The sequence below is a fragment of the Paraburkholderia sp. genome, from assembly GCF_035656215.1.
GTDB lineage: Bacteria > Pseudomonadota > Gammaproteobacteria > Burkholderiales > Burkholderiaceae > Paraburkholderia.
This window is the reverse complement of the sequence record NZ_DASRSY010000264.1, coordinates 1-10,183: the sequence shown is the minus strand read 5'-3', so window position 1 is coordinate 10,183 and position 10,183 is coordinate 1. Positions and strand designations below refer to the sequence as shown.

The following is a 10,183-nucleotide window of genomic DNA, read 5'->3' as shown; positions in this document are numbered from 1 at the left end:
AGGTCTTCGCGCTCAGAATCGCTCAGCACGAGTTCCCCTTTGGACCGTCCACTCATCGTTGCCTCCGCGTATCAAGTGCTACACAGAACACTTTAGTACGTGATCGGCATCTTTCAATGAATTTTTAACTCAGGACACTAGTCAGGCTGTCGGCTTCGTTACGGAAGCGTCAGTTTAACTTGCGGCTCTGGCAAGCACCGCCAGTTGCGCAAGCAGCGTTGCCGGTATGCCGATGCCGTCGCGCGCGGCAGCCTCGGCCACTTCATCTCGCCGATAACCTGGCAGACGCACACCGTCGTCCATGAGCATCAGGTCAATCAGCGTCTCGATCCGCGCCTCGTATATCGCGGTGCCCGCGAGCGCAGCCGGGTCGATGATCCAGAAAAGATGCCCGACGCGCGAACGCGCGCCCTCGGCGGTGAGAAACGATCCGGCCTCCGCCCCGAACTGCGCGCCAGATAACGCGGCAGCCAACAATTCAACCATCAGCGCGAGCATGGCCCCCTTGGCGCCGCCGAACGGCAGCATCATGCCGTCGAGCGCGGCCTGCGCATGGGTGGTCGGCTGGCCGTCCGCGGTAGTTGCCCAACCCTGCGGGATCGGCTTGCCGTCTCGCGCCGCAACCATGATCTTGCCGCGCGCCACCTGCGATAGCGACAGGTCGATGGTGAGCGGCCGGCCCTTCGAACGAGGAAAGACGGCCGCGATCGGGTTCGTGCCGAAGAGCGGTTTCTTGCCGCCCCACGCCGGCATCGACGCAGGCGCATTGCTGAATGCGAGCCCGACGAGCCCGGCCACGCCGATCGCTTCGAGGTGATACGCCCCCGCGCCAAAATGATGACTGCGCACAATGCTCGCCGCTGCCGTACCAAACTGCCGTGCCCGCTCGATGCCGGTCGCAATCGCCAGTTCGCAGGCCGCGAAGGCGAGGCCGTCGGCCGCGTCGATCAGAAAGGCCGCGCCCTTGTCGCGTACGATGCCCGGCACGGCCACCGGATCGACGCGGCCGTTGCGCAGTTGCGCGACGTACATCGGCAGGCGCGCAACCCCGTGCGACGCGAGCCCGCGCGTGTCCGCGTAGACGAGCGCGCGCGTCGTAGCGTCGGCCGTCGCAGGCGTCGCGCGCGCTGCCAGCAAGGCCGCGCGAGCCAGTTCGCCCAGTTCATCAGCCGGAACGTATCGCAGGTTCGGATCGCTCATTTGTGACTCTCGCGTATCGCCTGACGCGAGGACAGCGGCATCATCGCGCCGTCCACCTCATCCGTGCTGTCCTGTAGCGTTTCGTTGCGCGGCGACGCAAGCACGGCACGCGCCGTCTCGACATCGAACACGCCTTCCCAGCGCGCGACCACGAGCGTCGCCACCGCATTGCCTATCATGTTCACGATCGCACGCACTTCGTTCAGCACGCGGTCGATACCGATGATGAGCGTGATGCCCGCCACCGGAATGATGTTGTGGGTGGACAGCGTCGCCGTCAACGCAACCAGCGCCGCACCAGCCACCCCCGCCCCGCCCTTCGAGGTCAGCATCAGGATCGCCAGCAGGCCGATCTGCTGCATCAGCGTGAGGTGCGTGTTGGTCGCCTGCGCGATGAAGAGCGAGGTCATCGTGAGGTAAATCGCGGCGCCATCCAGGTTGAATGAATAGCCGGTTGGCAGCACGAGACCGACGACCGACTTCGGACAGCCAAGCCGTTCGAGTTTCTCCATCAGGCGCGGCAGCACGGATTCAGTGGTCGAGGTGCCGAGTACGATCAGCAGTTCTTCGCGCAGGTATTTAAGGAGTGGCCAGAGACCCACGCCCGCCCAGCGGCATGCCGTACCCAACACGATTACGACGAACAGGATGCTCGTGATGTAGAAGCACAGGATTAGCAGGCCGAGTTGCTGCAGACTCGCGATGCCGTACTTGCCAACCGTGAATGCGATTGCGCCGAAGGCACCGAGCGGCGCGAGCCGCATGATCATCTCGACGATCCGCATCAGCACGTCACCGAACTGCTCGATGCCGCGCTGAAGGATCCGGCTGCGTCCGGACATGATCGACAATGCGATCCCGAACAACACCGAAAACAGCAGGACCTGCAACAGATCGCCGCGCGCGAACGCGCCGACAACCGAATTCGGCACGATCTCATCGAGGAAACTCGCCTGCGACTGCGTATGCGCCTCGCTCACGAAGCGCGAAACGCCGCTCGCGTCGAGAGTCGCGGGATCGATGTTCAGTCCCGCGCCCGGATGCACGAGGTTCGCGACCACGAGCCCGATGACGAGCGCGATCGTCGTTACGACTTCAAAATAAAGGATCGTCTTGAAGCCCACGCGCCCGACCTGCTTCAGGTTCTCCATGCGCGCGATGCCAACCGACACCGTGCAGAAAATCAGGAGCGTGATCAACATCTTGATCAGGCGGATGAAAGTGTCGCCGAGCGGCTTGAACTGAACGCCGAGCGACGGCGCGAAATGACCGACGAGAATGCCGGCCGCAAGTCCGATCAGGACCTGCACATAGAGATGCTTGAGCACGCGCAAGATGGTGTCTCCTCCACTCGCTGCTGCCAGAAGACGACGGGCGCGCCGTACGGCACGCCCGCTTCTTCGAGCGGTGTCGTGCCGGCGCGCACCGGACGGGGACTTCGTTTTGCCCTGCTGCTTCTATCGGTGATGCTGTGATGCTGTGATGCTGTGCGGCGTTTGTGCTTGCGGCGGATCAGGCGCTTTCGAACAGCCGCGTCAGCACGAATTCACGATGGCCGAGCGTTTCCGCCGAAGTCCAGCGGCCGTTCGCCGTGGCGAGCATGCATTCGAGCAGGCGGTCGCCGGACTGGTCGAGGTTTTGCTCGCGTTGCAGGATGCCGGATACGTCCACATCGATATGCTCACTCATCGTGCGCACGGTGCGTGGGTTCGCGCAGATCTTGATGACCGGCACGATCGCGTTGCCGATCACGTTGCCTTGGCCTGTCGGGAAAAAGTGAACCGCGAAACCCGAGGCCGCGCACAGCGTGACCATCTCGGCTGCTGCGGACGACGAATCCATGAACCAGAGACCCGGATGCGTCGGCATTTCGGCCTTGTCGAGCACGCCGTCGACCATGCACTTCTTGCCGATCTTCTGGATGTTGCCGAGCGCCTTTTCCTCGATGGTCGTGAGGCCGCCCGCAATGTTGCCCTTGGTGGGCTGCGACTCCGACAGGTCGTCGGTCTTCCAGCGATTGATCATGTCCTGGTAGCGATCGAACATGAACTGGAAGCGCTCGCGCACGCCGTCGTTCGCACAGCGCGCGGCGACAATCTGCTCGCCGCCCGTCAACTCCGAGGTCTCGCCGAACACGAGCGTGGTGCCCAGGCCGTACAACTTGTCGAACGCGTTACCGACGGTGGGGTTCGCGCCGCAGCCGGAGGTAGTGTCCGACTCGCCGCATTTCGTCGATACCCACAGGTCGCTGATCGGGCACTCCTCACGCTCCAGCGAGGTCGCATATTGCACCATCTCTTTCGCAGCTTTCGACGCACGCATGATCGTGTCGTGATCGCCATGCAGTTCGATGCCGAAGCCCATGACCGGCTTGCCCGACGCCGCGATACCGTCGACCACGCGCTTGGTCCAGCCTTCCTCGATGCCGATCACAACGACCGCCGCGACGTTCGGGTTGCTGCCCGCGCCGATCAGCGTGCGAAAGTGCAAATCGAGGTCCGCGCCGAACTGCAAACGGCCATACGGATGCGGCAGCGCCATCGTACCCTTGATGTTGTTCTCGACCGCTTGCGCCGCCGCGTTCGACAGATCGTCGACCGGCAGGATGATCACGTGATTGCGTACGCCCACACGGCCGTTGCTGCGGCGATAGCCGCGGAAAGTCGTATCCAGTTCAATGACGCTCATGGTGTCTCTCTCGATATGGGGAAGCGAAATGTTTTTTGCCTGGCGGGTACGCGGCTTACCAGCGCTTCGTCTTGATGTTGTGCACATGGGCGTGCTCGCCCGCAGTGATCGGCGCGACCACCTTGCCGATATCGACGCCGTACTTGAACACCGTGTCGCCAACGGCCATGTCCTTGAGCGCCACCTTGTGGCCGATTGGAATGTCCTGCTTCGCGGCCACGGTCACGATCTCGTCTTCATCCATGATCCACGCGTTGAGTTGCGTTCCTGCCTGAATCCCTTCGACAACCGCCACGCCCACCGTGTCCCTCGCCTCGTGCAACACGATGTGGATCGTTTTGCGTTCGCCCGTGTCAGCCGCCGTGCTCGCGGCGCCATTCGTTTCTGCTGCTGCGTGACTCATCTGCGTCTCCTGGTTGAGTTCAATAAGTGGCCAGTGCGTGCCGGGCGACGAATCTCATGTCGCCGCTGCGTTGTGTTGAAGTCATCCTAGGCGTCAAATTCATCCATGTCAACTAGATCATCTATATGTGTTACATGAGTGGCTTATTGCCGTAAAATCGCGTCAACGCGCTTCAGAAGAATTCAGGGAGAATCATGAGCACCACGACGGAAACGCCGGCCGCCGTTGGCGGCACGCGGTACAAGGAAGTGAAGAGCGCGCTGCTGGCGGCGCTTACGGCGCACGAATGGAAGGGTGGCGAAGCGATTCCGGCGGAACGGCGTCTCGCCGAGCGCTTTGGCGTCTCGATCGGCACGCTGCGCAAGGCTATCGACGAACTGTGCGCCGAGAACATCCTCATCCGGCACCAGGGCCTTGGCACGTTCGTCGCGATGCACCAGCGCGATCGGCATTTCTTCCGCTTCTTTCGCATCGTGCGCAACGATGGGGACAAGACCTACCCCACCGTGAGCCTCGTCAACTTCCGTAAAGCGAAGGCAACGCAGAGAGTCGCGGCCCGGCTGAAAATCAGCGAAGGGGCGCCGGTCTTTCAGTTCACGAATCAGCTCGCACTGCACGATGTGGTCGTGATCGTCGAGAACATCGTGGTGCCGCAGGCGCGCTTCCCCGAGCTCACGGAAGCCGCGCTGCGCAATCGTCCGAACACGCTTTACAACTTCTATCAGGATACGTTCGGCATTAACGTGGTGAGTACGGATGAGCGGGTGCGCGTTGGACAGGCGAGCGAACTTGAGAGCGGACTGCTCGAACTCGCCTCTGGCGCATCCGTCCTGGAAGTCGAGCGGATTGCGTATTCGTACAATGAACAGCCGGTCGAGTATCGGCTCACCCACGTGAACACGCAGGAATACGACTACGTATCGAGTTACGCGCGACCCTCGAGCGGCGGATAAACATTGAGAAAAACAACCGAGGCCCTGCCACGATGAACGACTCGGCCGATATCCGGTTTCTGCTGACCATCCGCGAAAGTGGCAGCCTGATCGCTGCGGCGCGAAAACTGGGGCTGTCGCCCTCGGCGGTGACTCAGCGCCTCCAGCAACTGGAAAAGAAGCTGGGCGCGCAATTGGTGAACCGCACGGCACGCCGTTTGCAGTTCACGGAAGAAGGCGCACTCTTATGCGAACGCGGCGCCGAACTGGTCCAGCAGTTCGACTCGCTGTTCGAAGATTTCCAGACGCGCCGGGGCGGTCTGATCGGCACCCTGAAAATCAACGCGCCGCTGGGATTCGGGCGGCGTCACCTGGCGCCCGCCATCGCCGAGTTCCAGCAGCAGAATCCGGAAATCGACGTGGCGCTGACGCTATCGGACCAGCCGTTGACCGAGACGATGGATCGCTTCGACATCGTCGTGCATATCGGCGAGTTGCCGATATCGAATCTGGTCGGCTACGCAATTGCGCCGAATGCGCGCTTTGTATGCGCCGCACCGGCGCTGCTCAAGCGCATTGGTCAGTTGGAGTCGCCGGAAGAACTGGGCAAGCTGCCGTGCATCGTGCTACGCGAGAACAACGAGGACGTCTCGCTGTGGCAATTCAGCAAAGGGCGCACGCGGCGCAGCGTGCGCGTTTCTGCGCATTTGAGTTGCAACGACGGCGACGTGATCCGCCAATGGGCTTGTGAAGGCCGCGGCGTGATTCTGCGCTCGGAATGGGATGTTGCCGATGACATCGCGAAGGGGCGGCTTGTGCGCCTGCTGCCGGGCTGGAAAGCGCCGGATGCCAACGTGATCGCACTGACCCATCAGCGAACGGGATTGCCGGCTCGTACGCGGCATTTCATGCAGTATTTACAGGGCAGATTCAGGCCGCTGCCGCCGTGGAGAAGATAGAAGCTGGAACGTAGGAATCGCACGCGTCAAACACAGTAGATTCATTCAGACTGAATTTGAGAGTTAACTGATCTGAACGTGCGGCGAACAACCGGACTTTATAATCGGCTTACCGTTCCTCGCCGGTTAAATCATGACATCCCAATCCTCCCCGACCGCCTACCCCAAGGCGGTCCTCTTCGATCTCCTGACCGCCCTGCTCGACTCATGGACGTCGTGGAATCAGGCCGCAGGTTCAGAATCAGTGGGCCGTGCATGGCGTGCGGCCTATTTGCGCCGGACCTACGGCTGCGGCCAATACATTGCGTATGAACAATTGGTGCCTGAAGCGGCCGCCGAAGTCGGGCTCCCGGAGTCGGCCGCAATCGCGCTCGAAACCAACTGGCTGAAGCTCGCACCGTGGAGCGGCGCCGTCGAGGCATTGCAGGCGCTTAGCCCGCATTGCAAACTGGCGATCGTCACCAACTGCTCCATCCACCTCGGCACGCAGGCCGCCAACATTTTCCCGATCCACTGGGACGCTATCGTCACCGCCGAAGAAGCCGGCATGTACAAACCGGACCCGTTGCCTTACCGGCTCGCGCTCAGCAAACTTGGCGTAGACGCCCATGAGGCCGCGTTCGTGGCCGGTTCCAGCTACGACATGTTCGGCACGGCCGCGGTCGGCTTGCGGACGTACTGGCACAACCGCGTGGGTCTGCCGCTGGTAGCGGGAGCACAGCCGCCCGAGATCGAAGCGCCGACGCTCGACTCGCTAGTCCCCTGGCTCAGCCGCTTCGGCCGGACCTGAAGCCGCTCTATTCCCCGGTGCACACATGAAACTCGACCACATCGACACCCCTGCCGCGCTGATCGACATCCCCCGGATGCAGAAGAACATCGCGCGGATGCAGGGCCATATGAACGCGCTGGGCGTTGCATTCCGTCCGCACGTCAAGACCACAAAATGCATCGACGTGGTCCGCGCGCAGATCGCCGCCGGTGCACGCGGCATCACGGTCTCGACCCTGAAAGAGGCGGAGGCTTTCTTCGCGGCCGGCGTCAGCGATATCCTCTACGCGGTCAGCATCGCCCCTTCAAAGCTGCCGCGAGCGCTGGCGTTGCGCCGCCAGGGTTGCGATCTGAAGCTGGTGGTCGACAATCCGACCGCCGCCGCAGCCATCGCCGCGTTTTCGGACCAGCACGGCGAATCCTTCGATGTGTGGATCGAGGTGGACACGGACGGCCATCGCTCGGGTATTACGCCGGAACAGGACACCCTGCTCGAAGTCGGCCGGATCCTGCATGAGAACGGCGTCAAGGTGGGCGGCGTGATGACCCACGCGGGTTCCAGCTACGAGCTTCATACGCCGGAGGCGCTCGCCGCGCTTGCGGAGCAGGAACGCGCGGGCTGCGTGCGCGCGGCGCAACGGCTGCGCGACGCAGGCATTCCGTGCCCGGCCGTCAGCGTCGGCTCGACGCCCACGGCCCTCGCCGCCGGGCAACTGGACGGCGTGACCGAAGTACGCGCGGGTGTCTACGTTTTCTTCGATCTGGTCATGCACAACGTCGGCGTGTGCGCGCTTGAAGATATCGCGCTCAGCGTGCTCGCCACCGTGATCGGCCATCAGGCGGATAAAGGCTGGGCGATTCTCGACGCGGGCTGGATGGCGATGAGCCGCGATCGTGGCACCTCGAAGCAGGCGCACGATTTCGGCTACGGTCAGCCCTGTCTGCTGAACGGAACACCGCTTGCCGGTTACGTGGTGAGCGGCGCCAATCAGGAACACGGGATTCTGTCGTCGTCGGAAGAAGGCGTGCACGCCGGCGATATCACGCAGCGCTTTCCGATTGGCATGAAGCTGCGCATTCTGCCCAATCACGCCTGCGCGACCGGCGCGCAGTTCCCCGAGTATCACGCAGTCTCGGCGAGTGGCGACAGTGTCGAGTGGAGACGTTTTCAAGGCTGGTGAAGGATTGCTCGCGGGCTATGGAAGGGCTGCTGGGCGCCGAGACGAATCCATGAAAAGCCGGGCACGGTGCCGAACAACCTCACCGTGCCACCCCTCATCGAATCAAAACTGATGCTGAATGCCTGACGTCATCACCAGTTGCCGGCGCGTACTCGACGGCGACACACCATAAATCTGCGCCACCGCATGCCGCCCCTGTTGCGCAACGCCGATCAGATAGAGCGTCGTGCGCTTCGATATCGCGTACTCCGTGCCGAGGTTGATCTGATCCCAGCCCGGTTCAGCATCTCCCGTGCCACTGCCTGAATAGCGTCCATTGGTACGGATGTAGGCCACGCCCGTTTCCCAGGACGGCGTAATCTGCCACGTCAGGTTCGCCTCGTAGTTATCGAGCGTCAATGCGGTCGCGTCCAGATAGCGGTACTGCGTTTTCGAGTACATGCCGCCCAACGTCAGCGCGCCGAAGAACTGGTAAGAAGCCCCGGCGAGCCAGATACGCTGCCGTTTCACGCCGGCCGTGCTGGCAATGCTGCTCGAAAACGTATTCTCATAGTCGTCGTACACGCCCGCACCCGGCGCACCCAATGCGCCGGCGGGCTGCGCGTCAGGCCGGTCCGCCTGCAGAAAACCGACACCTGCCGCGAATGGCCCGCGTGCGTAGGCCGCGCCCGCGCTCATCATGCGATTGTTCGCAAAACCCGACGAACCGTCCGCGGCCGCGGCCTGATTGCTGAAACCGTAGGTCGCGCCGAAGCTCAGTCCGGCGAACTGCGGACTCACGTATTTGACGGTATTGCTGACCTTGAAGCTCGCATTGGTGTTATCCGCATCGCCGACGTGGGCGCCGATGTAACCCGCCCATGTTTCGTTGGTCGCGAAACCCGAGACCGTGTCGATCGTCGTGTCCCATTGCCGGCCCAAGGTCACCGTGCCGAAACGGTCATCGGCGAGACCCACGTAGGCGACGTTGAACGCGCGACCGGTGCCGTGCCCGTTCTGCATATTGAACGGGCTCATCAAACGGAAGATCGCATGCGATCCGCCGCCCAGGTCTTCACTGCCAGTCATAATCCAGCGCGACGCGGTCAACTGCCCGCTGGTCGTCGACCAGTCGGAATGGCCGCCGCTATTGTTCGCGTAGAGGATGCCTGTGTCGATAATGCCGCTCAGGGTGACACGGCTTTGCGCATGCGCGGCTAACGGCATGCCGAACAACCAGGCGCAGGACGCTGCGACGAACGTCATCCTCACGGCGTTTTCTCGTGATTTCAAAGTACTCTCCAAATCCAGGTAACTAGTTTTTTACTGGCGGCGCCAAAACAGGCGCGCCTACGACGCCGGCAATCTCAGTACCGTGCGAAAACAAATGTGGTTGGTGCCCATCGTCACGTCCTGCGCGTGGCGCGCGCTCGGTCGGTAGCGTTTGCAATAGATCGGTGAACATAGAAACGAGCCGCCCTTGATCGTGCCGAGTTCCGTGCTACGCGCCTTGGCCACCAGCGCGTCCTCGAGATCCACGTTCGGGTTCGGCGGCGGCTCGCTCGCCTGCTGCGAGTGGCTCTGCTGCCACGGATCCTTCACCCACTGCCAGACATTGCCGACCATGTCGTATAGCCCATAGCCGTTGGCTGGAAAGCAACCCACTGGAGAAGTCGACACGAAGCCGTCTTTCGCGGTGTTCTGAAACGGAAAGGCGCCCTGCCAGGTGTTGGCCATCATCTTCGACCGGATCGCGAAGGTGTCGCCCCACGGGTAGGTGATCGAGGTGCCCCCGTGCGCCGCGTACTCATATTCGGCTTCGGTCGGCAGATCGCGGCCGCGCCACTTCGCGTAGGCGAGCGCATCCTCATACGCGATATGCACGACCGGATGATTGCCGAGCCCATCGATCGAACTGTCAGGCCCGGTGGGATGCCGCCAGTCGGCACCCGGCACGAAATGCCACCACTGCATCGCGCCGACCAGCAGGTCCTTCGGCGGCAGAAAAACCGTCGAGCCGGGCCGCGTCATCTCCGCCGGCAACGACGGATAACGCTTTGCATCGAGTCC

General features: G+C 62.4%; 10 protein-coding genes. 4 read left to right on the top strand and 6 right to left on the bottom strand.

What is annotated here, in order from left to right; translation table 11 throughout:
- Window positions 1-174 precede the first annotated feature (174 nt).
- The 4 genes from VFE81_RS14840 to VFE81_RS14825 form a co-directional block, all read right to left on the bottom strand.
- A complete protein-coding gene (locus VFE81_RS14840; RefSeq protein ID WP_325045318.1) occupies window positions 175-1,200 on the bottom strand; it encodes an Ldh family oxidoreductase in 1,026 nt (341 codons plus the stop codon).
- Window positions 1,197-2,534 (bottom strand): C4-dicarboxylate transporter DctA, encoded by a 1,338-nt coding sequence (dctA, locus tag VFE81_RS14835; protein ID WP_414695596.1) that lies wholly within the window; start codon window positions 2,532-2,534, stop codon window positions 1,197-1,199. Before dctA ends, VFE81_RS14840 begins: the two co-directional genes overlap by 4 nt.
- Window positions 2,535-2,712: 178 nt before the next feature.
- Entirely contained in the window at window positions 2,713-3,888 is a 1,176-nt protein-coding gene (locus tag VFE81_RS14830) for a UxaA family hydrolase (RefSeq protein WP_325045317.1), read from the bottom strand.
- Between the two features lie 55 nt (window positions 3,889-3,943).
- Window positions 3,944-4,213 carry a UxaA family hydrolase gene (locus VFE81_RS14825; RefSeq protein ID WP_266241527.1) on the bottom strand — a complete coding sequence of 90 codons (270 nt, stop codon included), beginning with the start codon at window positions 4,211-4,213 and terminating at the stop codon, window positions 3,944-3,946.
- A gap of 272 nt (window positions 4,214-4,485) precedes the next feature.
- Here VFE81_RS14825 and VFE81_RS14820 point away from each other — a divergent pair, with 272 nt between their 5' ends.
- The 4 genes from VFE81_RS14820 (at window position 4,486) to VFE81_RS14805 (ending at window position 8,134) form a co-directional block, all read left to right on the top strand.
- Window positions 4,486-5,244 carry a GntR family transcriptional regulator gene (locus VFE81_RS14820; RefSeq protein ID WP_325045315.1) on the top strand — a complete coding sequence of 253 codons (759 nt, stop codon included), beginning with the start codon at window positions 4,486-4,488 and terminating at the stop codon, window positions 5,242-5,244.
- 32 nt (window positions 5,245-5,276) lie between these two features.
- Window positions 5,277-6,182, top strand: a complete 906-nt coding sequence (locus VFE81_RS14815; RefSeq protein ID WP_325045314.1) for a LysR family transcriptional regulator — start codon at window positions 5,277-5,279, stop codon at window positions 6,180-6,182.
- A gap of 133 nt (window positions 6,183-6,315) precedes the next feature.
- Window positions 6,316-6,972 (top strand): HAD-IA family hydrolase, encoded by a 657-nt coding sequence (locus VFE81_RS14810; protein WP_325045313.1) that lies wholly within the window; start codon window positions 6,316-6,318, stop codon window positions 6,970-6,972.
- A 25-nt stretch (window positions 6,973-6,997) separates the two neighbouring features.
- Complete coding sequence (locus VFE81_RS14805) at window positions 6,998-8,134, top strand: DSD1 family PLP-dependent enzyme (RefSeq protein ID WP_325045312.1); 1,137 nt, start codon at window positions 6,998-7,000, stop codon at window positions 8,132-8,134.
- 102 nt (window positions 8,135-8,236) lie between these two features.
- Here VFE81_RS14805 and VFE81_RS14800 read toward each other — a convergent pair whose 3' ends face one another.
- Both VFE81_RS14800 and VFE81_RS14795 read right to left on the bottom strand, forming a co-directional pair.
- A complete protein-coding gene (locus VFE81_RS14800; protein ID WP_325045311.1) occupies window positions 8,237-9,406 on the bottom strand; it encodes a porin in 1,170 nt (389 codons plus the stop codon).
- A gap of 57 nt (window positions 9,407-9,463) precedes the next feature.
- The coding region (locus tag VFE81_RS14795; RefSeq protein ID WP_325045310.1) for an SUMF1/EgtB/PvdO family nonheme iron enzyme at window positions 9,464-10,183 on the bottom strand (720 nt) is incomplete at its 5' end.

What these genes read in the sequence shown, in the direction of transcription:
- VFE81_RS14840 (WP_325045318.1), bottom strand. Translation starts at nt 1,200, where the DNA reads ATGAGCGATCCGAACCTGCGATACGTTCCGGCTGATGAACTGGGCGAA.
- VFE81_RS14830 (WP_325045317.1), bottom strand. Translation starts at nt 3,888, where the DNA reads ATGAGCGTCATTGAACTGGATACGACTTTCCGCGGCTATCGCCGCAGC.
- VFE81_RS14820 (WP_325045315.1), top strand. Translation starts at nt 4,486, where the DNA reads ATGAGCACCACGACGGAAACGCCGGCCGCCGTTGGCGGCACGCGGTAC.
- VFE81_RS14815 (WP_325045314.1), top strand. Translation starts at nt 5,277, where the DNA reads ATGAACGACTCGGCCGATATCCGGTTTCTGCTGACCATCCGCGAAAGT.
- VFE81_RS14810 (WP_325045313.1), top strand. Translation starts at nt 6,316, where the DNA reads ATGACATCCCAATCCTCCCCGACCGCCTACCCCAAGGCGGTCCTCTTC.
- VFE81_RS14805 (WP_325045312.1), top strand. Translation starts at nt 6,998, where the DNA reads ATGAAACTCGACCACATCGACACCCCTGCCGCGCTGATCGACATCCCC.